Below are 24,956 nucleotides of genomic sequence, written 5' to 3'. Positions count from 1 at the left end.
ACTTCTGTGCGGAGGGCGTCCTCCCCGGGCCCAGATCGCCCCAAACCCACCAGTGAGGCAAACGCGCCCCCACCCTCGGCGAAAGCCCGCCACCAGCGACGGGGCGCCTCTACGCGAGCACCGACCAGGCCGTGCACCAAGACCCCGATAGGCCCCGCCTCCGGCCGGTTGCCGGAGCCTGCCGCCGAGACAAAACGAGACCCGGCGCGCGGCGGTGGACCACCGCGCAACCGTGATCACATGTTTTTCACATGGCGACAAAACACACGTCAGCCACTCCTTCTGCTGCTGACGTCCTCCCCCGACGGCACTCGGAATGAGGCCCAGGCGCCAAAACGCTGGTCCAGTGAAATCGACCCCGACCCGCAACTACTCGGCGACCTCAGACAACCGATGCGCCGTTCGAAATGCCGACGCGACCCGATCGCTCCCGGGAGCCGTCCCCATAAAGCATCAGGCTCGGGCCCGCCCGCCCGCCGGCGGGTCGGCGGCCCGCTGCGGGACCTACGACTTCTGCCTGTACGCCGGCCCCCACCAGACCGGCAAGATCCTTTTCCACGCCAAGGGCACCAAGAACCGGCCCGCCATGCCCAGCGGGAAGAAGCTCGACCCCACTATTCGACCCAAGTCCTACTACACCCCGCCGCTGCCTGAGGGACTCTCCTGCATCGCAGTGCTCTACACCAATGGGACGGGATCAGCGACGGCGACCAGACAATCCACTACGGCTACCAGGAGGACGGCCCCCAGGGGAAGAAGGGCCAGCTGAGAGGCCGCCCGGTCGCCGAGATCGACTACGACTGCGGCTGACCTCCACCCGGCACCACCATGGACGCGGAACGGACGCCGATTCGGGCCCCCACGCGACACAACCGACCCTTCGGCGCGATCACCTGCCGAAACGGGCTCGCGTGTACCCGGTGACGCCAGTCTTACCGACACCCTGAACGCGCTGGGGTCCCGCCCTGTCGACTCTCAAGTCAAGCGACAAGGACCGGCGGCCGGCTCCACACCCGCACCGCACCACGCTCTCGCCATCGGGGATGGAAACCCATCACCTCTTCCATGATCGGAGTTGTCCGTGCTGTTGTCTCACACGATGCCGCCAGTGACCGCCCTGGGACTGGCCGCCGCCATCTCGGTCACCGTCTGCGCGGCCACCCCGGCCGCCTCGGCCGCGGTGGGCCGCTCCGCCCTCGCGCGGTGCGGCGAGAACCCAAGCGACTGGTTCGACGCCACCGGGGAGACCATCTACACCGGTAAACCTTGGAAGCGGATCCGCAACCGGCCCATCCAGCGATATCAGGCCAAGCTGGAGATCACCAAAGGCGAGGGGACCTGGACCGTCGACAACGGGGCCCCCGCCGCGCTGGGCAAGCCCGCCTTCGACCCACACCTCAGCTGGAACCTGCCCGGCGGGGGCTGGATCCAGCTGAGCAACGCCAAATGCGAAGGTGGCGGCACCCGTGTGACCGAGTCCAGTTTCCTTGACAACAACGGCTTCTATACCGCCTACTTCCCCCGCCAGAAGTAGCCGGCAGCCACGGCCGCCTGCACCAGGGGGTGAGTTGCTGCAGCCATCAGTCACAGGAATGCGACAGCTCCAGCAGCACTCGCCGCTTGGCTTCCTCGGTGACGTGTTCGTCGATGTTGGCCATGCCCGGCGGTTTGTGTCCCAGGTGCGCTGCCGGGGCGGCATCGGGGAGGCCGTCGTCAGCCAGCCAGGTGGGATGCGAATCCGCGGTGCCTCATCAGATCGTCCATCCGCAGCGGGGCCCGTAAGGGCTGCGTGCGGTGTGGGTGGTGTGCCGGGCGCGGTGCGGTAGGGGGCGGTGCCGCAGTCGGTGTTCAGTACGGCGGTGGAGGACGACTGCCGCTGTGGTCCCGTTTCCGTTGAGGTTCATGTTTTGCTGTGGCTTACTTTGGCACTAGATCTTGGCGCCGCGTGTGGCTCGTCCGCTGGGGTTGGAACCGTCGGCCGGGTAGAGCGATCAGACCTGCGACGGCTGCGGCGTAGCACAGGCCGGCGACGACGGCGCAGGCCACCGCGAGGCCGGACAGGAACGAATCCTGCGCCGCGGCGAGCAGGCTCGGATCGCGGGTCGCCATCCCGAATGCGACCGGCACCGAGTCGGCGGCTTCGGCGGCCTTCCCCGTCGCGGCGAAGCCGGAGTCGAGCAGCCGAGACGCGAAAATCGACGAGAACACGGAGCCGACCACGGCGACGCCCAGCGTCGAGCCCAGCTCGCGGGTGGCATCGTTGACCGCCGAGCCGACGCCCGCCCGGGACGGCGGAAGCACGAGCATGATCGACTCCGTGGCGGGGGTTGAGATCAGCCCCAGGCCCAGGCCCATCAACGTCATCTGCGGGACGATCGTCGTCCAGTAGGGCGTGTCGATCTCGGCGCTGCCGGCGAGCCAAGCCATCGCGGTGCCGAACGAGACGAGCCCGGTGACCACCACGGCGCGCGTCCCCAGGCGGGGGGCGAGCAGCCCGCCGGCGATGGAGGCGACCGCGATCGACAACGCGACCGGCAGGATGCGGGCGCCGGTCGACAGGGGGCCGAACCCGCGGACCACCTGGAAGTACTGGGTGATCACGAAGATGAACCCCGCCAGCGAGAAGAAGGTGACCGTCACCGCGGCGGTGGCGGCGCTGAACCGTCGATCAGCGAACAGCCGGACGTCCAGCATCGGATGCTCGGCCGCGCGCTCCACCGCCACGAAGACGACCACCAGCCCGAGAGAGATCACGAACCCGATCACGGTGGCGCTGCTGCCCCAGCCTTGTTCAGGGGCCTCGATCACCGTGTGGACCAGCACGCCGAGCAGGGCGATCGAGGTGGCCAGGCCACGCAGGTCGAGCGCGGGAACGGAGGGATCGCGTGACTCAGGTACCAGCACGAACCCCAGAACCGCCGCCAGCAGCGCGAGCGGAACCAGTGCCCAGAACACGCTGCCCCAGTAGAAGTGCTCCAGCAGCAGCCCTCCGACGACAGGCCCGGACGCGACGCCGACCCCGACGACCGCGCCCCACCCGCCGAGTGCGGCTGCGCGCTGGCGGCGCTCGAGAAAGGTGTTGGTGATGATGGACAGCGTCGTGGGGAAGATCAGCGCGGCGAACGCCCCCATGGCGAAGCGTGCCGCGATCAGCTCGCCCGTGCTGTCGACCATGCCGCCCGCCGCGCTGGCCAGCGCGAACCCGAGCAGGCCGACGAGCAGGGCGGGCCGTCGTCCGTAGCGGTCCGAGAGGCTGCCCGCCGCCAGCACCAGCGCGGTGAACGCCAGGTTGTAGCCGTCGACGACCCACTGGAGTCCTCGGGTGCCCGCACCGAGCTCGGTCGCGATGCTCGGTAGCGCGACATTGACGATCGTGAGGTCGAGATTGATGGCCAGCACCGCGCCGTAGACCGAGACAAGGATTCCCGCCTTACGGACGCGTCCGGCCAGGTGCGCGTTGTGGGCCACTATGACTCCGCTGGGGTTTCGCGCACGGCGTCACCGCTGATCGGGGGTGTGTGCCAGTCGCGGATCGCCGACGCGAACCGGTCGGGCGCGTCGGATTGCACAAAGTGGCCCGCGCCCTCGACGATCACGGTGCGGTGGTCGGCGAAGAGCTGCTCCCATCGCCGTCGCTCCTTGCTGCGAAAAGCGATGTCGGCGTCGCCCCAGATGAGGAGCATCGGGTGCGAAGCGAGATCGGGGAGCCCGGCTTCGACCTCGGCGAGAAAGGCACGGCTCGCGGTGATGGACCGGGCGAAGACGGCCGTCGCCAGGCGCCTGTCGGCGGTGGCGAGCGCCTTTCGGTAGTGAACCATCTCGTCGGCGGTCGGCTTCCGCAGCCGGTGCCCGGCAGGGACCATCGCGTTGACGAACAGGTTGAACCGCCTGATCAGCACGCGCCCCAGCGGCCCGCCCATCATGTGGGAGAGGACGTGCACGTGGGGGGCGCCGGTGATGGGCCAGCCCCAGGTGTTGGCGAGCACCAGACCGTCGAAGGCGGCGGGGCGCTGTGCGACGGCGGCCAGGCCGATGGGGCCGCCCCAGTCATGGGCCACAAGGGTGACCCCGCTCAAGCCCAGGGCATCCACGAACGCGGCGACGACCTGGGTGTGCTCCTCAGGTAGGTAGCGGTAGCCCGGACGTGGTGACGACAACCCGAAGCCGGGATAGTCGAGTGCGACGCAACGGAACTCGCCTCTCAGAGCGTGGATCACGTCGCGATACACCAACGACCAGGTCGGGTTGCCGTGCAGGAACAGCAGCGTGGGCCCCGACCCCTCGTCCAAGTAGTGGACGGTGTTCCCGTCGATGGCGATGAAGTGGCTTTCGAACGGGAACAATTCGTCGTCGACCCAGGCAGGCCGTTCCTTGTCAGCGATGACTACACCTCCACTTCGGTGACCGAGCCTGATATCATCAAGCTACCTTGAAAAAGTCAAGTAGGTGAGAATGAGTCGGAGCTATGGCCAGTACTGCGGTCTCGCCCGGGCCCTGGACGTCGTGGGCGACCGGTGGAACCTGCTCATCGTCCGCCAGCTCCTCATGGGCCCCGCCCGCTACCGTGAGCTGCTCGACGGGCTCCCGGGCGTGGCGACCAACCTGCTCGCCGACCGGCTCCGCGATCTGGAGACCGCCGGAGTGGTCGAGCGGCGCCTGGCCGGTGAGGGCAACGCCATCGTGTACGCCCTCACCCCATGGGGTGCCGGGCTGCGGCAGCCGATCGAGGGCCTCATCCGCTGGTCCACGCCGCTCATGGTGCGCGGAGCCGAGGGCGATGTCTTCCACGCCGAATGGTTCGCCGTCGCTCTCCCCGCCCTGCTCGGCGACAGGGTCGCGGCAGATGGGGCGGCGACGGTAGGGCTCGTCGTCAACGACGTGATAGTGCAGGTGGGGACGAGCACCTCGGGCCTGGACGTCAGGCTGCATGACGGCCGCGATCTCGACGCCGTCGTGCGCGCGGACGTCTCGATCATTCTCGGGCTGGCGGCGGGAGTGCTGGCCCTCGACGAAGTCCTTGGGGTCGTCGACGTCGAAGGCGACGAGGCTGCCGTGCGAGCCGTCTTCGGCAGCTGACCCACCCTCGGCTGTCTCGGTGGCTGGCACGTCCACGGCTAGCGGCCGTCTCCCGCTTCTGGCTCTACAGCCAGCCTGGGCTGGGCAGCGAGATCGGCAGGCTCCGCACCCTCCCCACCCGTGGTAGGTGGGCGCGTGGGGAGGGCGTGTGGGCAGGTGGTGCACCTGGGGTCGAATGCGGGTGGTGCGTCCGCGATTGCGGGTGTCCTTTTCAATCGCGGGACGGCGTCTCGTTCGTCCAGCCCTCGCTGAGCGTGCAGGTGTAGTCGTAGCGGATGCCCGGCCGCATCCCGGTCTTGCCCGCCTTCTTGAGGATCATCTGGTCGCCGAGCACGTGGTTGGTGTTCGGGTCCAGGATGAGCTGGTACTCCACGGCTGACCCGTCGGCCCGGTCGACCCACGGCGCCGCCAGGGCGACGCCTTTACGGTCGCACGCGTCCTGGACCGTCCCGATCGAGCGGACGCCCGACAGCCCGGCCAACATCCGCAGCACCGCCGCCCGAGACTTCGGCGCCGCGAGCTGGTCGCCGATGTAGCGGGCCCCGATCATCAGCTCGTTGGCGCTGCCGTCCGCGAAACCGGCCTCCCGGCGGACCATCGCGACGAACGCGGCCGGGTCCGCACCGGTGGTGAGCCGGGATTCCACGCTCGGCGGCTCGGTGTTCGGGTTCAAGGTGAGGTAGCTGGGCCGGTGCGGCGCCACCGGCTTGTTGTCGCTGGTCAGGTCGAGACGGTGACCGTCGGCTTCGGCCAGCCAGCGCACCGGGGACCCGGCCTTGCGCCACGCCGCCATGTCCTCGGGCGTCCGCGGCCCCACCGGCTTGGCCTTTTCGGCGAAGTAGCCCCGGCCCGATGCCGTTCGGGGCTGCCAGGCGTCACTCTCCACCTCCGTGTAGATCACGTAGCCCCCGTCCTTGGGGACGACGCGCCACGCCTGTCCTCGGAGCGTGTGCTGCCGCCAGTAGCGGCCCGTTTTCAACGGCGTCTCGGCCTCCAGCTTCGTCGCGGCGGCCAGCAGGAACGTCCGCGCCTGAAGATGCTGCTCGGCCGCCTGCTCTTTGGACAGCACCGGGCCCGCCTCCCTCCCCCGACGGACGCGGCCACGACCACGGCGGCGGTGGCCGCGGCGACCAAGCCCAGCCCGAGCCCGAACCACGGCCGCTTGCGCGGCTTTGGCCGCATCAGCTCGTCCAGGCGGCGCCGCCCGGTATCGGTCTCCTGGGCGGACGGGCCTCCCTCGTCGAACGTCTCCGCGACCATCGTCAGCTCATCCATGGGACTCCTCCTCGGTGTGATCGACCCGGCCCAGCGCCTCCCGCAGCTTCCTTCGAGCCCGGCTCATCCGCGATCCGACCGTCCCGCCGGGGATCTCCAGCGCCGCCGCGACCTCCTCGTAGCCCAGGCCGCCGACCGCGACGAGCAGCAGCACGTCCCGATCGCCTTCGGTCAGCGCGGCCACGGCCGCCGCCAGCCGAGGACGCATGCCCTCGGCGGTGAGTCGTTCCACGACCCGCTCCTCGTGCCCGGCGGCCGCGGCCCCCGTGCCGAGCCGCGCGATCGCCGCCATGCGGCGGTTCTCGGTGCGCCGGTGCTGGCCGACCAGGTTGGTGGCGATGCCGTACAGCCAGGGCCGCAGGGCACCGCGCTCCGGGTCGAACCGGTCCCGGCTGCGGTACGCGGCCAGGAACGTCTCAGCGGCGATATCGGCGGCGTCGTCACGGCCGAGCCGCGCCGCCACATACCGGTAGATCTGGGGGAAGTACTCGTCGTAGATCTCGGCGAATCGGTCAGGCTCATACCAAGACCCTTTCGGCACGCAGACGGCGCGCGTCGAGGGTGTCATCGGTGGCTCCCTGTCATATCCGGCCTTCCAGGACGCGTATCGGCGGTCACCCCTTGTTAGCCGGAACCCGAGATCTTCTTCACGCACAGACCAGCAAACCTGCCTCGCCGCCCAACCACCGGCGCACTTCCGTCCAGCCGCCAACCTGTGGATGAGTTCGAGGTCTGGTGTGGCTCGTCGGGTCGTCTCCCAGTGCTGCAGGCGGAAGGCGCGGGCGCGATCAGCTCGTTGCCAGCCCTGCCGGTGAGCTTCGGCGGTCGGCCGGGCTGGTGACCGGGGTGATGGTGACGAACGCGCGCCGATCGCGCCGCGCGAACGAGCGCGACGAGGTGGGTGCGTGACCAGCCGCCAGAGGGTCTGGGCGGATTCGATGAGTTTGAAGACCATGGCCAGGGCGGGCGGTGCGTGAGCCGCGTCCTTTGGCGACCTTGGTGTGGTGCCGGACGGTGGCGAAGGTCGACTCGATGGGATTGGTGGTGTTCAGCGCGCCCCTCCGCCGCGCGCGGGAGGCCGTCAGTCGTCCCGTCCGGCGAGGGGGCGGTGGTAGGGCGACGCTCGGCACGACATCGAACTTCTGGATCATGTCGAGATCGACCAGTCGGCGCCGTCGTTCCAGGTAGAGCGACGGAGCGGCCGTCGCGCGAGACGAGAGCTGACCGCCATGAAGTACGTGATCCTGATCCACTCCAATCCGCAGCCGTGGGGGCACCCCACCAGCGACTACCTTGCCGCCTACAAGGAGCTGCCCGACGACGTGCGCAAGCGGACGGACACCGAGTTCGAGCAGGTGATGTCCGAACTGCAGGCCAACGGCGAACTGGTCGGCGGAGAGGCGCTCGGTGATCCCGCGGCCGCACGACTGTACCGGTGGCAGGACGGCTCCCCGCTGGCGAGCGACGGCCCGTACTCCGCAGCCGAGGAGCACCTGGCCGGGTTCTTCCTCATCGATGTCCAGAGCCGGGCCCGCGCAGAAGAGGTCGCCGCGAAGTTCGCCGGCCCCGGCGAGACAGTGGAACTGCGGCCGACGATGTGGCCGGACGGCGACGACCAATAGCGATCGCATGGTGCAGTGGAGACTCGCGGACGTGTGGCGTCGGGAGGCGCCGCACGTCCTCGCCGCGCCTTTGCGCAGGTACGGCGACGGCGCGGGGCAACCTGAGGTTGCCCTGCCCGCTAGGTCCAGCGGGTGAGGTGGGTCAAGATCAGCTGGGTGGTGATCGCGATAGCGGCGCCCACCTACATCGACGGGCTGGGGCTGTCAGCGAACTGGTCGGTGCGGTCTGGGCGTTCGCGGGCCATCGCTCCCTGGAGCGGAATTGCGGCGCTCGTTTCACCGGGCCGCCCACCAGCCGTCCTGCACCCCGATGCACGACATCAGCAGCGCGACGAGCCCCGAAGCGGCCTGGCGCGATTACTCAGTGCCCCGGGTACGGCCTTCTCAGGTTCCGCAGGGGGCGCCGAGGGGGGTCACATCGAGTGTCGTCCGGTCGAACCGGTAGCGGCGGACGCACTTGTCCTCGGCGACTTCGAACTCACGCGGCCCGACGAAGTACACCCGGTTGGGCGGGGTCCCCTTCAACGGCTCCCACGCCAGCTTCTGCCGCGCGAACAGCCCGGACCCCGTCCGCAACCTCACCCGCCACTCGGTGTGGGCGCTATTCGAGAACCGCCCCCTCTCCACGATCAGCTTGTACCGCCCGTCGCCTGACTCGGCCTTGGCCACGGCCCCGTGCACCGTGGGCTTGAGCGCAGCGTGCACAGCACTCAACCCCGCTCCTGCCAAGAGCGCGCCCACCACGCCGACACAGACCACAACGCTCCGCACGACGACACGCTCGATCAACGCTCCAACGGCCAGGGTCCCCAACACCCCCGCCACGGCGATCACGCCGCCCAACATCCACCAGCGGTTCGCCAGGTGGAGCGGATCAACGACAAGCCCGATCGCGGCCACAACCGCGACCAGCGTGAACATTGCGAACGTCAGCGCAACCTTGCGCCTCATAACCCCTCCTTTGGCAGGACGCGAAGCAATCCGCTCGCGACGCATTCAGCTGTGGCCCGGACATCGCCTTGCCCGGCCCGATAGGTGATGGTGATGACCATCCGTCCGTCCCGCACCGTGACGTATTGGACGAGGGTGTCCATGGCTGCGAGTTGGCCATGGACACCCTCGTCTCATTTCTGCGGGTGATCAGGTGTTCAGTTGCGGATGGGGAAGACGTGCATTCCGGGTTGGTTGCTGTTGGTGGAGGTCTTTGCCAGTGCGGTGGGTGAGGTGTCCAGGAATGTGCCGGGGCGGCGTGATCCGTTGACTTCGTGGAAGGTGCCGGGGTTGCCGGTGCCGTTGGAGTAGCCGGCTCCGGCGGAGGTGCCGCCCAGGCCGCCGTTGCCGCTGCTGGCGTCGCCGGTCTCCCACTTGAGTGTCTTGTAGTGGTAGACGATGTCGAAGGCGCCGGGTGCGACGTCGGCGCGGTCGACGATGTACAGCTGGTAGGTGTTGAGTTTGTCGGTGTTCTGGTTGTAGTAGCCGACCTTGTCGTAGTCGACGCAGAAGGCGCGGCGTCCCTGGACGGTGCCGTTGCCGTAGCGGACCTGGCCCGATCCTGGTTTGCGGGTGTCGGTGTCGGCCCACAGCGCCGCGATGATCGGCGAACGCACCCCCTCGAACGGTTTGGGGGTGTAGTCCGAGAACGCGTCGTCGAAGGTGACGTTGCCGTTGTTGTTGACCCACAGCGAGGTGAACTGGCGTCCCTTGAAGTTGATCGGGAAGGCCAGGTTGACCTTGGGCGACAGCTCATCGTCGCTGGGCGCGACCTTGTCGCCCTGGCAGACCGCCTGGGCTTGCTGGGTGTCGGCGCGCAGGGTGTAGGCGCCGGTGAAGCCGCCGGTGTCGTGGACGCGTAGCTGGTAGCGGCCGCTCTCACGCAGACCGGTGGCCTCCAGGGTGCCGCAGCCAGCGCCGCGGGTCCGGTCGATCGCCCGCCCCGACGGGGCGACCAGGGTGATAGAGAACGTGCCCGATCCGGTGCACGGTCCGGGGGTGGTGACCTTGAGGTTCTGCCCCGCGGTGAGGTTGAACTGGAACACATCGGTGACGTACGCCTTGTCCAGCCTGCCCTGGACGTTCTGATTCAAGGGCAGGGTGGCGGTGGTCTCCACCCGTCCGGTCAGGGCCGCGAGATCGACCGAGGAGCGCAGCCGGTCGGCCACCACCGCGGCGTTGCCGGCGAAAGTGCGGTCGCCGGTGAGCGCCACGTCCAGGATGCACTGCTGCAACGCCGCGCCCGGCGCCACGCCCATCTCCCGGCAGACCCGCTCAGCGTCGGCGCGAGCCGCCGGGGATAGGTCGGCCACCGAGGCCACCTTGGGCGGACGCACCGGTAGGGCGCCGCCCGGCGGGATCTTGGTGCGGAACAGTGAGGCCTTTCCGGTGGCCTGCCAGCTGGCCCCGAACGAGCCGTACAGCTGCTGGAGGTTGAGGGGGTCGGTGACCCGGGTGCCGTTACGGGCGGTCAGGTCGTTGGAAGGGTTGCGGTCGGCGTTGCCCAGCAGCCCGCGGACCTTGCCGAAGCGACTGGGCGCCAGGGTGATGAAGGCGTTGTCGGCGATCCACCGTCCAGCGGCCAGCTCGGTGCCGTCGGCCCACCGCACCACCGCACCACGCACATAGCCGTAGGTCAGCACGGCCCCGCCGGGCAGCTTCTGGCTCATCCCCGGCTTGAGCGCGATCCGCTTGCCGTCCAGTGTCGCCACTTGAGGAGCCATCGGCTCGGAGGTGGTGTCGTCACCGAACGCGATCACCGACTTGCCGACCTTGGCCGCGACACCCCGGTTGATCGACATGGTCGAGGACCGTCCTGGCAGGCGCACATACCGGCCTTGGACGGCGAAGTCACCGGCGGCCGATTGGGCCAGCACATAATCACCGGCGCCCTGGAAATCGACCGCACCACCGTCGAAGGTGATGAAATGCGGGTCACCATAGGACCCACCGGTCCCCGGCTTGGACGGACCGGTATCAGGCCGGGGAGTGCCATCCGGCCTGGGAGCACCACCGGTATTACCGCCCGGAGGCCGCTCACACTTGTCGGCAGCGGCTTGAAGCCTGTTTGGAGGACACGGCTCACATACATCCCCCACCCCGTTGTTATTAGCGTCTAGCTGATTGGGGTTGTAGATTATCTTGCAGTTATCCAGCTTGAACGACGCGTCCCGCCACGGCTGCTCGTCCGGGATGCCGTCCTTGTCGACATCGTTCATGTACGCTTCGGTCACGTCTTTGGTGACCACCTCACGATTATCTGTTTTGAGCTTGTACATGATGGGCTTTGCCCACGTGCCACCCCTGGGAAGAGGCGTCTTCTCCAGCCGACTCAGCGGAACCGTAAAGCTCCTGACGAAGTTATCCCCCATGTCGCCGGGACAGAAATCGACACTGTCTTCCAGGGCCAACTTCAGGGCGGCCTTCATATCGACCCGCGTCAATACACCCTTCGCATCGGCGTGAGGAACGAACTTGATATCACCCACGATGTCTCGCCGGTCGAGGAAGGTGCCATGGCTGGGCAGCTGAGTTTCGCCGATCCCACCGGCGATATTGACGGGAAGAGCGTAGGAATCGTCACCGTACTCGATGAGCATCTTGTGTCCGACTGGCGTGCCATCGGCGTTGGTGAATTCGGAAAGCTTCTTCGTCGTTGGCCTCTCGGGGGATGAGAGTTCTGGCTTCTGGCCGTACTGGATCACTAGACGCGACGCAAAGTATAGGGAGGACTCACGCGCTTGGACTGTTCTTGGGTGTTTGTCGAAACTTTCGAGCGCCGTGGGGTTCGTGATATCTTCCCGTTCAGGTGACGGCATTCCACCTGTGAGGTATTTACTCCACAGGTCGTATGCGGTTTCGCCGACCCTGATCCGCAGGCCAGGCAGCATGATGTCATGCAAATATTGGCGGGCCCTGGCAGCATCGTTGTAGGTAGCGAATGGCTTGCAGAAACTGGACGGGCCACCCCACATGTTGCTCGGGTCCGGTGGTATTTCGACGCGGATCTCCATGCCGCGCAGCTGGGTCAGCTGGAACTGCACCTGCTTGCCCACCACGCGGGTCTTCAACGGGAAGGTCGTCAGGGTGTCGGGGTCGACGCCCACAAAGCGTGTATGCGCGGGGACGAGCCCGATGAGACCCGGGTCGACGGTCACGGTGATCGGACGCGCGAAACGCAACCCGTTCGGAGACGCATCGACCACGGGCAGGCCGAACTCGTCCTTCGCACCGGTCATCAGCAGCCGCGTCAGGTTCACGTTGGTCGGCTTGGCGACGGCACCCGCTGGAACCTGCACCTTCCAGCCGTGCCCGGAGTACGTCCCGCCCTTCGGGCTGACACTCACCGGTCTGGCCAGCGTCTGCAGCAGGATGCGGCCGGTCTTGCCCTGGCCGCGCTTGACCTGGGTGGCCTGGGCCCCGCTGAGCCGTCCCGCCGAGTACGCGGAAACAGCGACGCCACCCTCGGGGAGACCGGTCAACGTGAAGCGGCCGTCGCGGTCGGCCTTGGCGGTACGCCACCCGTACCGCACGGTGGCGCCGGCGATCGCCTTGCGCGTGGAGATGTCGAAGACCTCGCCGGACACCCGGCCCTTGGGGTACTTCAACTTCTGCTGTACCGCGATCTTCTTGGAGATGACGCGGCGACCCTGGTAGGCGGACACCTTGAGCTTGTTGTTCGCGTTCGGGCGCAACAACACCTCGACGGAGTACCGGCCCTTCTGGTCGCTGGACACGGTAACCGGCAGCACGCCACCCTCGACCCGGACCCGGCCCTTCGCATACGTCACCCCGCGAAGTACCGCGCTACCACGATCGGTCAGGCGAGGCGCGACCACAGTGAGACCCCCCGTGCCAACCTGGGCCTGGACGGACTCCTGAGGCTTGCCCGGCTGCGCAGCAGCCGAAGCCTTGACCGGCTGGGCAGCGGCCGGGACGGCGACATTCGCCGACAGACCGACCGCCATCGCAACCGCCGCGGCGATGAGTGGAGAGCGAATGGACGCCCGTCTCCTTGAATTCGATCCCTGCATCACGCAGGACCCCCTTTGGCGCCATTGTTGACACGCACGTCGAATCGAGCCGCGGTGCTCACCTGAACGAGGCGCCACGCAGAGAGCCACCCTCACCGACCGCCCCAAAACAAACAAGCAGTGGTCCACTCAGCGAACCGGACATGCGACCAGCAATCGCCCAGGATTCGACAGGCGCGGCTCTGACCTGCGCTTCCTTGGTTCTGCTGACTGATGTTGATCTCCGCCGCCACGGTTCGTGAAGCTTCATGACGCTGAGCCGGGCGGCGCACGCTCCCGTTCGGTTGTGTCCGTGGGCTATCGACTCTGGATGTGACGCAGGCCATCCTTGTCTGATCGCGCGGGTAAGCGATTAATGACCTCCATCCCCAGGTGCCCGATGACGTGCCCCGGGCGGACGACCTCGAAGGTGACGCCATGAGTTCAGGTCTTGCCACCGTTGTCCTGCCGGCCGCGCTCGCGGTCATCATGTTCGGGCTGGGCCTCGGGCTGGCCGTCGCCGACTTCCGCCGGGTGAGCGCGTACCCGAAGGCGATGATCGCGGCGCTGGCCTGCCAGATGCTGGTGCTTCCCGTCGTCTGCTACGGCCTGGTCAGGGCGTTCGACCTGTCGCCCGCGCTGGCCGTCGGCATGATGCTGCTGGCCGCCTCGCCCGGCGGCACCACCGCCAACCTGTTCAGTCACCTGTTCGGCGGGGACGTCGCGCTCAACGTCACGCTCACGGCGATCAACTCGGTCCTCGCCGTGGTCACGCTCCCGCTGATCACCAATCTGGCACTGGACCACTTCATGAGCGGCGACGACGAGATCGGCCTCCAGTTCGGCAAGACCGCGCAGGTCTTCGCGATCGTGCTGGTGCCGGTGGCGATCGGAATGCTCGTCAAGGCCCGGGCGGCGGCGTTCGCCGACCGGATGCACAAGCCGGTGAAGATCACCTCGGCGCTCATCCTGGCACTGGTGATCGTCGGCGCGATCGCCAAGGAGGCCGAGAACCTGGCCGGGTACGTGGAGAAGGTCGGCCTGGCCGCGCTTCTGTTCAGCGTCATCAGCCTCACTGCCGGTTACTGGGTGCCCCGGCTGGTGAAGGTGGACCGGCGACAGGCCATCGCGTCATGCATGGAGATCGGCATTCACAACACGACCCTCGCCCTGGCCATCGCGCTCAGCCCGTCCCTGCTCGACAACACCGAGATGGCGATACCCGGGGCCGTCTACGGGGTCCTGATGTTCTTCACCGCCACGGCGGCGGGCTTCGTCCTGCGACGCGGCGAGGGCGCGTCCGCGAGGATTGAGAGCGTTCCCGCCCAGGAGGCCCAACGGTAGGCGACCCGGTGTCAGGTCGGCTTGCCGCAGACCTGTTCGCCTCCGCCAGGGCCAGGACGGCGGTCTTCGCGCGGTAGAGGAACGTCCCGGTGACCCGCTGGCCGGAGGCGGGTTGGCGCGCGGTGAGAAAGCCGTTGCCTCGGCCGGGCCATCGCAGTTGCGATCTTTTCGGGACGCGGTGGTCTCCCCTGCGACGGTCAGGCCGATGACGCGTGCCACGGGCTGGTCATGCGTGGCACCGGGTAGCGCGGGTGAGCCCCATACGAGTCGATTCGCCAATTGGTGGTGGCTGTTCAGGCGGAGAACAGCGGGCGTCCATTCCTGACCGATGAGACTCGACGCATGGGACGTTTCGAGGCGGCTCGCCGGTGGACTTTCGAATCCCTGCGCATGGCAGAATCCTGGGCCGCTGTCACGGCTTGCTCGACGCTGTTGAACACCGTGAGTTCGTCATCGAGGCGGTCTATGCGAAAGAAGTGGGCAACCTGGGTACGCAGGCGCGCGACGCTCATGGTCCCGCCATTGGCGCGGATCGCCGCCGCGGCATCGACCAGGACGCTTGCGGCGGCGCTGTCCATGAAAGTCACGCCTAGCAGGTCGACGACCACGTGCGTTCGCCGCCCGGAGAGGGGTGTCAGATAGTGGGCGAGTTCGTCCGCGGACCCCACGTCCGCCGCACCATCTGCCTTGAGCACGACCACGGCTCCGCTTTGCCACTCCGACAATTCGAGTCCACTCATGTTGAGATGATTCCCGCGTCAGGGTTCCCAAACGGGGCATTGTCGCTCACCTATCGGCGTGACCGCGCGGTGCCCGGGATTCCACGGCGGCTTCGCCGAGGGCCACGGCTGTCGCCCAGTCGCGGGACAGTGTGCGCAGCAGGCCCGCCGTGCGGTACATGATCGGCCTGATTGGAGTCACGGCTGGGGCGTGCATGGCGGGGAGAGGCGGTGGGTCATCGAGACGCCGTTCAACCTCTGCGGCCATGCCGGTTGGGTCATCTCCGCTCAGCAGCCCTACACCGTTCGTTACGGTGCCCGGCGTGAAGGCTCTGATCGCCGCGGCGACCACCGTCGTCTGTGCCATGACCGCGTGCGGCGGCGCCGACCCGGTCTCGCGCTCCCCCGGCAAAGAGGTAACCGGTGCGCCGAACAGTTTTGAGCAGGTCGCCGAGTTGGACCTGGGTGGCGCCCACGCCCTGAAAGTCGCCATGGCGTTGGGCGACGAGCACGCCTTCTTCCACAACGATGACGAGGAGTCGACCGGCGGCGGATCCGCGATCACCGCCTACCGGCTCTCCGACGGAAAGATCACTTGGAGGACGCCCACGTCGACCCGGGCCGGCTGGCAGGCGGGCACAGAGCCCGGCGACACCACGCTACGGGTCGTGGGCCGCTCATTGGTCGTCCTCTTTCCCACTTCCTCCGCGGGCGAGGGCACTTCGGCCGGCCGGCATTCCTACAAGGTGGTCGCCTACGACACCGCGACGGGACGGCAGTTGTGGGCCACCGAGTTCGCCAAGGGCAACGGCCCTCACGACCTCGAAAGCCCCGGCCTGCCCGGCGCGGACGACCGGCATGTTCTGGCTACGGGCCATGCGCGTGACTCAACGTTCCTCACGGTGCTCATCAATGCGCGTACCGGCGCGATCATCTGGGAGGACCGCGGTCTGGAGGCGTTCGATCTGGAACCGGGTGTGGTCGTCGGGCTCAGATCCGGCCGTGTGGTCGGCAAAGCCGCCACCGCCGAGGGCCGTCAGCTGTGGGAACGAGATCTGGGCGGCGACGTGGATTCGCTGTCCGACCCTGGACCCGGCATGGTGAACGTCGCGCCTGGTATGCGCCGTAAGCCCGCGGAAATGACCACCGGCCCGGTCAGTGTGTTGCTGGATCCCGCCACCGGCCGTACCAAGGCCGAGCCCCGCCTGCTGCTCGGCTGCGTCCCGGCGGGCCGGGGCGCCGCCGTGTGCGAGGGTGAACCTCGCGAGTCGACCGCCCCTGGTCCCGAGGAAACCGAGAACGACGCCGATCCCGGGCCCGTCTTGGGTCTGGACCTGGCCAGCGGTCGGCGGCTGTGGCAGCTGCCCGATCCCGGCGCGAATCGCGACGCTCCTTCCGTCGCGTCCGCGTGGCGCGGCGTCATCTACGGTGCCGCGCCCGATCCGGTCGCCGTCGACGCTCGCACCGGCAAGGATCTGAACACGCGCGTCGGCGCCGCCCCGGACATGGTGAACGACCGGTACGGCTTGCTGTTCGACGAGCGGATGTCGCAGTGGGTACGGGTGTACCGCGCCATCCGCTGATCCGGCTCCCACGAACCGTGCCCGCAGGAAATCGGCGCGGGTAGCCCCGATCGACCTTCTGGAGCGGGCGCGTTCACGCCGCCGTGAGCCAGGTGACCGCTGCGCCACCGGCCGCGGAGCCCTTTGTTCCTCCGGCAATTCTTGAGCGATTCGCTTTTTGTGCGAATGTTTTTGTTGCTGCAATTTTGGGTGGGTCCTCATTCGGCGGTCCGCTGAGTGGACCGGGGGTGGAGGTTCTGGATATTCGGGTTCTAGCGTGGACGGCTGGTGACGCGAACTGGGGGGAGGGCGGCTGTGCTGGGGGGTGAGGGGGTTGTGGCGCGTCCCAGGGTTCGCGAGTTCCTGCCGCTTGTCCAGGTCGTTTCTTTTGCCGAGTGGGTCGGGACGGGACTGTTCCTGACCGTGTCGACGATCTATTTCGTGAAGGTTGTGGGGCTCAGTAGCGGGGCGATTGGGGCGGGGCTCAGCATCGCGGGGGTCGCGGCCATGGGGGCGGCTCTTTTCGTCGGGCGGCTGGCCGACCGGTATGGGCCTCGGAGGGTGTTCGTCGGGGTCAATCTGATGCGGGCCATCGCGACGCTCGGTTATCTGTGGGTGGGCGCGTGGTGGAGCTTTCTTGCCGTCGCGGTGGTCGTGGTGGCCGCCGAGCAGGTTTCGGCGCCGTTGGTTCAGGCGTATGTGCGGGTGCGGGTTTCGGAGGACCTGCGGGGGCGGGTGATGGCCATGCAGCGCACCACGCTCAATGTCGGCTCCGCGCTTGGTGGCCTGGTCGGGGCGCTGGCGTTGGGGTCGGCGGACCGGACGTCCTGTCGGCGGCTGCTGGTGGGGGTCGCCGTGATCTACCTGGTGACGGCGCTTCTGCCGCTTGTGTCGAAGGAGAACGTCGGTGCTGGGAGGGGGCGGGGCGGGCTCGGTTCGATATTGAGCGATGTCAGGTTGCTCGGTCTTACCTCGTACAACGCTCTGTTGTCGTTGTGGAGCGCATTGATTTATGTCGCTCTGCCGTTGTGGCTGGTGACGCGGACGGATGTGCCCGAGCGGGCTTTGGCCGGGCTCTTTATGGTCAATACAGTGATCTGTATTTGTTTGCAGTATTTCCTGAATCGTTGTTTTGGTTCGCTTCGGCGTGCGTGGTTTTGTTACGCGGTTGTTTGCGTGATCATCGCTGGGGCGTGTCTGATGTTGGCGGTCGCGCCGTTCTTCGCGGAGCGGGGCGCTCTGGTGGCGCTGACGATTGCCATCGTGTTGTTGACGTTCGCTGAGCTGCTCCAAGTGGGAGCCGCATGGACGCTGTCGTTTTCCCTGGCTCCTGAGGATGCCCCCGGGAGCTATCTCATGGTGTTCGGTGTGGGCCGGACGCTGGCCAATCGGGTCGTCGGGCCGGTGTTGATGACCGGTGTCGTGTTCGCGCTCGGCACGGCCGGGTGGATCGGCTTGTCCGTCGTCTTCGTGCTCGGCGCGATCGTTCCTTTCGCTGTCCTTCGGAGGTTGAGGCCGATGTCCGACGTCTCTTTCGTTTCGCTCTTCGCCAAGCAGGTGGCCGAGCGGCCGGATGGTCCGGCGCTGATTCACGGTGACCGAGTGATCACCTATCGGGAGCTGGACCTGTGGAGCGGACGGCTCGCAGCTCGGCTCGCCGGTTGTGGGGTGGAGGCCGGTGACCTTGTGGCCCTAGCGGCCCATCGGGGGAGTCCGGCGGCGACCGCGGGGGTGCTGGCCGTGCTGAAGGCGGGGGCCGGTTATGTCGGCCTCGATCCCGCCATTCCGGACCATCGACAGGAGCTGATCCTGCGGGAGACGGGGCCGGGCTGTCTGCTGGCTGAGCCGGGGCTCGATCGGTTCCCCGATTTGGTCGTGCCGCGGGTGGTGCTGGGGCCTCTTGCGGAGGGGCCTGTGCTGAGCGAGTTCCCGGCGTTCGAGGCGTCCAGGGTCTTTCACGTTGTCTACACCTCGGGGACGACCGGCGACCCCAAGGGGGTTCGAGTCAGTTATGCGGCGGTCTTGAATCGGCTGGCCTGGACGTGGAGTGACTATCCGTTTCCCCCGGGGGCGGTGGTGGCTTCGCACAAGTCCATCGCGCTGGTCGCCACCACCTGGGAGATGCTCGGCGGGCTGCTTCAGGGCGTCCCCTCGGTTGTTCTGGGCCGGGACGAGGTGATGGACCCGGTGCAGTTCGTCGATGCCATCGAGCGGTGGAAGCTCACCCATCTCTTTCTTACTCCGCCGCTCATCGCGGGCCTCCTCGACGAGGTGGAGCGGCGTGGCCCGGCCCATGCGCCGGTCTTCGTCACCAGCGGCGCGGACGCGCTGCCGGTGGAGACCGCGTTGCGGTTCCGGCGCGTCTTCCCCGCGGCCACGCTCCTGAACCTGTACGGCATGAGCGAGACCTCGTCGGTCGTCGCGTCCTACGACGTCGCCGCGTTGGGTTCGGACGCGGAGCGGGTTCCCGTCGGGGTGCCGGTGGCGGGCGCGTCGATCTCCGTGCTCGATCCGTCCGGTGGCGAGGTCGCGCCGGGAGAGGTCGGGGAGATCTGGATCTCCGGGCCGCCGGTGGCGCTCGGCTACCTGAACGCGAGGGAAGCGGGACGGTTCGTCAGGGCCGCCGATGGGACGGTCTCCTACCGGACGGGCGATCGCGGGCGGTTCCTGCCGACCGGTGATCTGGAGATCGTCGGCCGGGTGGACAACCAGGTGAAGATCCGTGGCTACCGGGTCGAGCTCAAGGAGGTCGAGGCGGCGCTCCTGGCCGCGCCCTGGGTCACCGGCGCCGTGGTCCACCTCGACGAGGACGCGGACGAACCCCGGCTGGTCGGGTGTGTGACGACGGGTGGGGAGACCGGCCCGGCGACGCGCGCCTTCGTCCGGGAGCGGCTTCCCGAGTACATGGTTCCGGCCGAGGTGGTGGTGCTGCCGAGCCTTCCGTTCGGGCCCAACGGCAAGCTGGATCGCTCGGAGCTGAAGGCTCGGCTGGCGGGCCTTCGGCGTCCGGGCCTCACGCCGGGTGACGACATCGAGGCGACGGTCGCCGGCATCTGGGTGGAACTGCTCGGGTCCCCACCGGCGGACCGGGCCGACAACTTCTTCGAGTCCGGCGGGAACTCGCTGCTCGCGGTCAGGCTCATCAACCGGGTGGAGCTCACGTTCGGCCTGCGGCTGACCCCGCGCCAGGTCTTCCGCTCCCCCACCTTCACCGGGATCGTCGGGCTGTGCCGTCCGGCCGGGACGGCGTCATGACCCCCGAGCCCTCGATCCGGCTGCTGCCGGGGCAGGTGGCGCGCTGGAAGGCGGCCCGGGAGGACGGCTGGCGGACGAGCTACATGTCGCCGGTGTACGCGGTTCCGGCCCACGTCGACCCCGGGATCCTCGCGCGGGCACTGTCCGGCGTGGTGCACCGGCACGCTCCGCTGCGCACGCGCGTGGTCCCGGGTCCGGACGGTTCTCCCCTGGCCACCCTCCGGACGGTGCCCGAGTCCTATCCGCTGGAGGTCACCGATCTGGCGGAGGTCAGGGACCGTGAGCTGGCGACTCCCGTCGATCTGGCGACCGACTGGCCGTTGCGTGCCGTCCTGGCGCCGGACAGGCATGAATTGTTTCTCACGCTGAGCCATGTCGTCGCCGACGGCTGGAGCCTGGGCGTCCTGGTCAGGGAGCTTCAGGAGCGCTACCGGGCGTTGTCGCGCGGCCTCCCCGAGCCACGGGACCAGTGGGACGAGGTGTGGGCCGCCCATGTCGAGGAGGACGCCGGTCCGGGTCGCGATCTCGACTGGTGGCGCGCCCGACTCGACGGTGTCTCCTGCCGGTTGAACCTCGGTCCACCGGCGCGGGACACGACCGCGCGGAACGTCCCGTTCGCCTTCCCGGGTCCGGTGAGCGAGGAACTGCGGCGGGCGGCCGGCGCGCTCGGCGCCACCCTCACCGGGGTATCGCTCGCGGCGCTGGCGGGGTTCCTCACCCATCGCACCCGGGTGCCGGAGCTGCTCGTCACGGTCCCCTACGCGGGACGGCACCGTCCCGAACACGAGCCTCTCATCGGGCTGTTCAACAACCGTCTTCCGCTGCGGCTGCGGGTGGATCTCACCGCGACGTTCGGGGAGCTGGTCCACCAGTCGCAGGAGGCGCTCTTCGATGCGCTGGAGCACGCGGACACGCCCTTCCATCTGATCGAAGAGGCGGTGTTCCCCGGCGGGGACGCCAGCACCGTCCAGACGGCCGTCCAGGTCATCCCGCGGTCGTTCTACGACGCGCCGGGCCGCGAGCCCGGCGACGTGTCGTTCCGTCTGGTCGATTTCCCCACGGCCCACACGAGCTTCCAGTTCTGCCTCGACATCGTCGAGGCGGACGGGAGTCCTCTCAGCGGGTGGATGACCTGCCAGGCCGGGGTCGTCCCGGCGGAGGAGGCGGCGGCCCTCGTGGCCGGTTATGTCGCGTCGGCGCGCGAACTCACCCGTGCCCCGGACCGGCCGATGGGCCCGCTCCTCGCCGCGATCAGACCAGGTCCCCAGCAAGGTTGACCGGAGGAGAAACACATGGATCAGCTCACCCTCGGCGTCGTCGGGCGGTCGCGCAAGGAGCACGAGCGGCGGCTTCCGATCCACCCCCAGCATCTGGAGCGCGTCGAGCCGCGGCTGCGTTCCCGCGTCTTCCTGGAAAGCGGATACGGGGAACGCTGCGGTGTGCCGGACGACCGGCTGGCCCCGTTCGTCGCCGGGGTGCTCCCCCGCGAGCGGCTCATCGCGGAGTGCGACGTCATCCTGAACCCCAAGCCGACGGCCGAGGACCTGGCGGAACTGCGGACCGGACAGGTTCTCTGGGGCTGGCCGCACTGCGTCCAGAATCCGGAGATCACCCAGGCGGCCATCGACCGGCGGCTCACGCTGATCGCCTTCGAGGCGATGCGCCACCGGACGGCCGAGGACGGTTCCGGTGTCCATGTGTTCCACAAGAACAACGAGATGGCGGGCTTCTGCTCGGTGTTGCACGCCCTGGCGCTCACCGGGATCACGGGGGTCTACGGCCGCCGGTTGCGGGCGGCCGTCATCGGCTTCGGCGCGACCGGACGTGGTGCGATCACGGCTCTCAACGCGCACGGGGTGCACGACATCGACGTGCTGACCCGCCGCGAGATCACGGCGGTCGCCGCCCCGATCCACTCCGCGCGGATCATCCGGTTCGGCCGCGACCCCCGCCGGCCGGACCGGTCCCGGGTGTTCGCCGACGGCGCTCCGGCGCCGATGGCGCCCTTCCTCGCGCGGTACGACGTCATCGTCAACTGCGTGTTGCAGGACACCGGCGCGCCGCTGATGTTCGCCACGCTCGACGAGGCGGCGACCTTCGTTCCCGGCAGTCTCGTCGTCGATGTCTCCCTCGACCGGGGGATGGGGTTCGAGTGGGCGAGGGAGACCACGTTCAGCGAGCCGATGTTCACAGTCGGGGACAACGTCCACTACTACGGCGTCGATCACAGCGCGTCCTACCTGTGGGACTCCGCCACCCGGGAGATCAGCCAGGCCCTGCTGCCGCACCTGGACACGGTGCTGGCGGGACCGGCGGCCTGGGACGCCGACCCGACCATCGGCCGGGCCATCGAGATCCGGGACGGCCTCGTCCGGAATCCGGCCATTCTCGCCTTCCAGGAACGCGCGTCGGACTATCCGCACCGGCGCCGAGCCGAGAGCGCGCTCAGCGACGCCGGGGCCGGCGGCCGATGACGGCCGACACCGACGTCACCTGGCCCTTCGCGGTCTCGCAACCCCGCATGAGCGGCGCGATCCGCCAGGCGATGGGCGCGGCATGGCGCGCGTACGTCGAGGGAGTGGACGCGTTCATCGCACGGCATCACCGCTCAGTCCCCCGTATGGCCGCAGCGCTGAGGCTCCCCGAATATCTGATTCCGGTGTGGCAGGTGGCACCGGAGCAGCCGTGGGCACTGGTCGCCAGGCCCGACGTCGTCATCAGCCGCGGCGCACCGAAGATCGTCGACGTCAACACCGGGTCCACGGCGGGTCTTTTCGCGTTGAACGATCTGCTGTTGCGAACGCGGCGCAAAACGCCGTTGCGGCCCCACCTCCCGGCGGCCGGGACACCGCGATTCGTCATGGGCCGCTATGCCGACGTCCTGCGTGGTCACATGACGTCCGACGAGGACCTGATCGCGATCGCGTGCTACGCGTGGGAGGGCGAGTTCCCCGAGCATCCCGACGCCAGCCCGCCGTGGTACTACGCGGCCCTGACCGACGAGCTCGCCCGGCACGGCCTCGCCGCCCGGCTCGTCCATGTCGAGGACTTCACCGAGGAGGTCGGAGGGCTGTACGCGCGGGGCAAGAAGGTCGGGCTCGTGCTGCGCATGTTCCTGCCCGACTTCGAGCGCCCGAACGAGATCGCCGAGTACTTCAGAGTCGTCGCGGCCGCCCAGCGCCAGGGCGTCACCATCTTCACCAGCGTCTGGGGGGAGTTCCTCGGCACCAAGGCCACCCTCGCGGCCCTCTCGGACGAGCGCTTCACCGACGAAATGCCACCGGGACTCGCCGGACGGCTCCGTCAGACGGTGCCCTGGACGCGCGTCGTGGAAGCACGCCACACGCTCTGGCGGGACCGGCGCGTCGACCTCCCCGAATGGACGGTCGAGAATCAGGAGCAACTCGTCCTGAAGCCGGCCCTCGGCGGGCGCGGCAAGGGCGTCCTGATCGGCCGGGAGACCGAACCGGGGGCGTGGGCGGCCACGGTGCAGGAGGCGCTGGCGGGCGGCGCCGCGCCCTGGCTCGTCCAGGACCTGCTCCCGCCCGACCACGAGCAGATCGCCTACCTCGACGCCGAGGACGCGCTCACCGTGGTCGACGGGCCCTCCGTCTACGGCGCGTTCGTCCTGGACGGCGAATTCGTCGGCGCGATGCGCCGGCACAGCCCCCATGGCGCGGAGAAGCTCATGATCAACCGGAGCTCGGGAGCCGTGCACTCCCCGGTCTACTGGTCCGACCCCGCCTGAAATCGACGTACCCATCACCAGAGACTCGGAGAGCGAGCGGGGCATGCCTCAATATTTGGATATCTTCGCGCGGCAGATGGACGAACTCGGGGACGGAAGGCGGGAGTTCCTGGAAATCGGGCGGCTGGCCGGGCGGTTCCCGGCGGCGAGCGCGCACGCCGTCCCCTCCGAGATAGCCGTCTGGTGCAGCAACGACTATCTCGGCATGGGGCAGAGCCCGGTGGTCCTCACCGCGATGAAGGAGGCCATCGACGAATTCGGCGCGGGCTCCGGCGGTTCGCGCAACATCGGCGGCACCAACCACTGCCACGTCCAGCTCGAGAACGAACTGGCGGACCTGCACGGAAAGGAGTCCGCCCTCCTGTTCAGCTCCGGGTACTCCGCCAACGACGGGTCCCTGACCGTCCTGGCGGGCCGCCTGGACGACGGCATCGTCTTCTCCGACGAGCTGAACCACGCGTCCATCATCGACGGGCTCCGGCACAGCAGGGCCGAGAAGCACATCTTCCGCCACAACGACGTCGCGCATCTGGAGGAGCTCCTGGAGCGGGCCGACCCGTCCCGCCCGAAGCTGATCGTCCTGGAGTCGGTCTACTCGATGTCCGGGGACATCGCGCCCCTCGCCGAGATCGCGGACCTGGCCGCGCGCGCCGGTGCGATGACCTTCCTCGACGAGGTGCACGCGGTCGGCATGTACGGCCCCCAGGGCGCCGGGATCGCCGCGCGGCTCGGGCTGGCGGACCAGTTCACGGTCATCATGGGCACGCTGGCCAAGGGCTTCGGGACCGCGGGCGGCTACATCGCGGGGCCCGCGGTGCTGGTCGACGCGGTCCGGAGCTTCTCGCGGGCGTTCATCTTCACCACCTCCCTCGCGCCCGCCATCGCGGCCGGAGCGCTGGCCGCCGTCCGCCATCTGAGGGCGTCCCAGGAGGAAAGAGACGCCCTCCGCGCCAACGCGGCGCTGATGTACGGGCTGTTGCGCGAGCGAAGGATTCCCTACCTTTCCGACGATTCGCACATCGTCTCGGTCCTGGTGGCCGACGAGAAGAAGTGCAAGCAGGTGGCCGAGCTCCTGCTGAGCCGCCACGGCGCCTACGTCCAGGCCATCAACGCCCCGAGCGTCAGGCCGGGCGAGGAGATCCTGCGCATCGCCCCCAGTGCCGTCCACACCGAAGCCTCGGTGCACGCCTTCACCCGGGCCCTGGACGACATCTGGACGACCCTGGCACTCCCCCGCGCCTGAAGCCGCCCCATAGGTTCCCCCGGCCGTTTCCCCGCATATTCGACCGCAGGCGATTCGGCATATTCGCCTTTCGCCAAAACGGCATCGGCGGGACTGCGGGCCGGTGTCG

General features: G+C 68.4%; 17 protein-coding genes and 1 pseudogene. 10 read left to right on the top strand and 8 right to left on the bottom strand.

The genetic code is table 11. The features are described 5' to 3' along the window. Positions 1 to 1,108 precede the first annotated feature (1,108 nt). Positions 1,109 to 1,534, top strand: a complete 426-nt coding sequence (locus ACQPY4_RS18245) for a hypothetical protein (RefSeq protein WP_433337863.1) — start codon at positions 1,109 to 1,111, stop codon at positions 1,532 to 1,534. A gap of 383 nt (positions 1,535 to 1,917) precedes the next feature. Here ACQPY4_RS18245 and ACQPY4_RS18240 read toward each other — a convergent pair whose 3' ends face one another. After that, positions 1,918 to 3,468, bottom strand: a complete 1,551-nt coding sequence (locus tag ACQPY4_RS18240) for an MFS transporter (protein WP_433337861.1) — start codon at positions 3,466 to 3,468, stop codon at positions 1,918 to 1,920. Continuing rightward, positions 3,468 to 4,343, bottom strand: coding sequence for an alpha/beta fold hydrolase (locus ACQPY4_RS18235; protein ID WP_433337859.1), 876 nt, complete (start codon positions 4,341 to 4,343; stop codon positions 3,468 to 3,470). Before ACQPY4_RS18235 ends, ACQPY4_RS18240 begins: the two co-directional genes overlap by 1 nt. A gap of 109 nt (positions 4,344 to 4,452) precedes the next feature. Here ACQPY4_RS18235 and ACQPY4_RS18230 point away from each other — a divergent pair, with 109 nt between their 5' ends. Beyond that, the gene (locus ACQPY4_RS18230; RefSeq protein WP_433337857.1) at positions 4,453 to 5,076 is read left to right on the top strand and encodes a winged helix-turn-helix transcriptional regulator; all 624 of its coding nucleotides are present in this window, start codon (positions 4,453 to 4,455) and stop codon (positions 5,074 to 5,076) included. Between the two features lie 211 nt (positions 5,077 to 5,287). On the opposite strand, the gene ACQPY4_RS18225 is transcribed toward ACQPY4_RS18230, so the two are convergent. The 3 genes and pseudogenes from ACQPY4_RS18225 to ACQPY4_RS18215 all read right to left on the bottom strand — a co-directional run. Next, on the bottom strand, positions 5,288 to 6,145 hold the full coding sequence (locus ACQPY4_RS18225; protein ID WP_433337855.1) for a hypothetical protein: 858 nt from the start codon (positions 6,143 to 6,145) through the stop codon (positions 5,288 to 5,290). A gap of 198 nt (positions 6,146 to 6,343) precedes the next feature. After that, entirely contained in the window at positions 6,344 to 6,919 is a 576-nt protein-coding gene (locus ACQPY4_RS18220; protein ID WP_433338948.1) for an RNA polymerase sigma factor, read from the bottom strand. Positions 6,920 to 7,264: 345 nt separating this feature from the next. Continuing rightward, a pseudogene (locus ACQPY4_RS18215) lies at positions 7,265 to 7,403 on the bottom strand (IS256 family transposase); the annotation flags it as partial. A gap of 177 nt (positions 7,404 to 7,580) precedes the next feature. On the opposite strand from ACQPY4_RS18215, the gene ACQPY4_RS18210 reads away from it, so the two are divergent. Next, entirely contained in the window at positions 7,581 to 7,973 is a 393-nt protein-coding gene (locus tag ACQPY4_RS18210) for a YciI family protein (RefSeq protein WP_433337853.1), read from the top strand. A 384-nt stretch (positions 7,974 to 8,357) separates the two neighbouring features. On the opposite strand, the gene ACQPY4_RS18205 is transcribed toward ACQPY4_RS18210, so the two are convergent. Continuing rightward, on the bottom strand, positions 8,358 to 8,924 hold the full coding sequence (locus ACQPY4_RS18205) for a hypothetical protein (RefSeq protein ID WP_433337851.1): 567 nt from the start codon (positions 8,922 to 8,924) through the stop codon (positions 8,358 to 8,360). Positions 8,925 to 9,121: 197 nt separating this feature from the next. Continuing rightward, complete coding sequence (locus ACQPY4_RS18200) at positions 9,122 to 12,931, bottom strand: nidogen-like domain-containing protein (protein ID WP_433337849.1); 3,810 nt, start codon at positions 12,929 to 12,931, stop codon at positions 9,122 to 9,124. Positions 12,932 to 13,414: 483 nt separating this feature from the next. Here ACQPY4_RS18200 and ACQPY4_RS18195 point away from each other — a divergent pair, with 483 nt between their 5' ends. Further along, the gene (locus tag ACQPY4_RS18195; protein ID WP_433337847.1) at positions 13,415 to 14,320 is read left to right on the top strand and encodes a bile acid:sodium symporter family protein; all 906 of its coding nucleotides are present in this window, start codon (positions 13,415 to 13,417) and stop codon (positions 14,318 to 14,320) included. A gap of 293 nt (positions 14,321 to 14,613) precedes the next feature. Here ACQPY4_RS18195 and ACQPY4_RS18190 read toward each other — a convergent pair whose 3' ends face one another. Further along, entirely contained in the window at positions 14,614 to 15,060 is a 447-nt protein-coding gene (locus ACQPY4_RS18190; protein WP_433337845.1) for an STAS domain-containing protein, read from the bottom strand. 302 nt (positions 15,061 to 15,362) lie between these two features. Between ACQPY4_RS18190 and ACQPY4_RS18185 the strand changes: the two genes are divergently transcribed. The 6 genes from ACQPY4_RS18185 to hemA all read left to right on the top strand — a co-directional run bounded on the left by ACQPY4_RS18185 (position 15,363) and on the right by hemA (position 24,847). After that, on the top strand, positions 15,363 to 16,622 hold the full coding sequence (locus ACQPY4_RS18185; protein ID WP_433337843.1) for a PQQ-binding-like beta-propeller repeat protein: 1,260 nt from the start codon (positions 15,363 to 15,365) through the stop codon (positions 16,620 to 16,622). 315 nt (positions 16,623 to 16,937) lie between these two features. Further along, entirely contained in the window at positions 16,938 to 19,856 is a 2,919-nt protein-coding gene (locus ACQPY4_RS18180; RefSeq protein ID WP_433337841.1) for an MFS transporter, read from the top strand. Further along, a complete protein-coding gene (locus ACQPY4_RS18175; RefSeq protein WP_433337839.1) occupies positions 19,853 to 21,133 on the top strand; it encodes a condensation domain-containing protein in 1,281 nt (426 codons plus the stop codon). Before ACQPY4_RS18180 ends, ACQPY4_RS18175 begins: the two co-directional genes overlap by 4 nt. 15 nt (positions 21,134 to 21,148) lie before the next feature. After that, entirely contained in the window at positions 21,149 to 22,330 is a 1,182-nt protein-coding gene (locus tag ACQPY4_RS18170) for a N(5)-(carboxyethyl)ornithine synthase (protein WP_433337837.1), read from the top strand. Then, positions 22,327 to 23,604, top strand: coding sequence for a hypothetical protein (locus tag ACQPY4_RS18165; protein WP_433337835.1), 1,278 nt, complete (start codon positions 22,327 to 22,329; stop codon positions 23,602 to 23,604). The genes ACQPY4_RS18170 and ACQPY4_RS18165 overlap by 4 nt, the downstream gene beginning before the upstream one ends. A 76-nt stretch (positions 23,605 to 23,680) precedes the next feature. Continuing rightward, positions 23,681 to 24,847: a 5-aminolevulinate synthase gene (hemA, locus tag ACQPY4_RS18160; protein WP_433337833.1), complete on the top strand. Its 1,167-nt coding sequence runs from the start codon at positions 23,681 to 23,683 to the stop codon at positions 24,845 to 24,847. Positions 24,848 to 24,956 lie beyond the last annotated feature (109 nt).

It is taken from the genome of Spirillospora sp. CA-294931 (genome assembly GCF_050946795.1).
Classification (GTDB): domain Bacteria; phylum Actinomycetota; class Actinomycetes; order Streptosporangiales; family Streptosporangiaceae; genus Spirillospora.
The sequence above is the reverse complement of the archived record's forward strand: the minus strand, read 5'-3'. Positions and strand labels throughout refer to the sequence as shown.

Excerpts from the sequence above, each read along its gene's own strand:
- ACQPY4_RS18230 (WP_433337857.1), top strand. The coding sequence starts at position 4,453 with ATGAGTCGGAGCTATGGCCAGTACTGCGGTCTCGCCCGGGCCCTGGAC.
- ACQPY4_RS18220 (WP_433338948.1), bottom strand. The coding sequence starts at position 6,919 with ATGACACCCTCGACGCGCGCCGTCTGCGTGCCGAAAGGGTCTTGGTAT.
- ACQPY4_RS18210 (WP_433337853.1), top strand. The coding sequence starts at position 7,581 with ATGAAGTACGTGATCCTGATCCACTCCAATCCGCAGCCGTGGGGGCAC.
- ACQPY4_RS18205 (WP_433337851.1), bottom strand. The coding sequence starts at position 8,924 with ATGAGGCGCAAGGTTGCGCTGACGTTCGCAATGTTCACGCTGGTCGCG.
- ACQPY4_RS18200 (WP_433337849.1), bottom strand. The coding sequence starts at position 12,931 with ATGGCGGTCGGTCTGTCGGCGAATGTCGCCGTCCCGGCCGCTGCCCAG.
- ACQPY4_RS18195 (WP_433337847.1), top strand. The coding sequence starts at position 13,415 with ATGAGTTCAGGTCTTGCCACCGTTGTCCTGCCGGCCGCGCTCGCGGTC.
- ACQPY4_RS18190 (WP_433337845.1), bottom strand. The coding sequence starts at position 15,060 with ATGAGTGGACTCGAATTGTCGGAGTGGCAAAGCGGAGCCGTGGTCGTG.
- ACQPY4_RS18175 (WP_433337839.1), top strand. The coding sequence starts at position 19,853 with ATGACCCCCGAGCCCTCGATCCGGCTGCTGCCGGGGCAGGTGGCGCGC.
- ACQPY4_RS18170 (WP_433337837.1), top strand. The coding sequence starts at position 21,149 with ATGGATCAGCTCACCCTCGGCGTCGTCGGGCGGTCGCGCAAGGAGCAC.
- ACQPY4_RS18165 (WP_433337835.1), top strand. The coding sequence starts at position 22,327 with ATGACGGCCGACACCGACGTCACCTGGCCCTTCGCGGTCTCGCAACCC.
- hemA (WP_433337833.1), top strand. The coding sequence starts at position 23,681 with ATGGACGAACTCGGGGACGGAAGGCGGGAGTTCCTGGAAATCGGGCGG.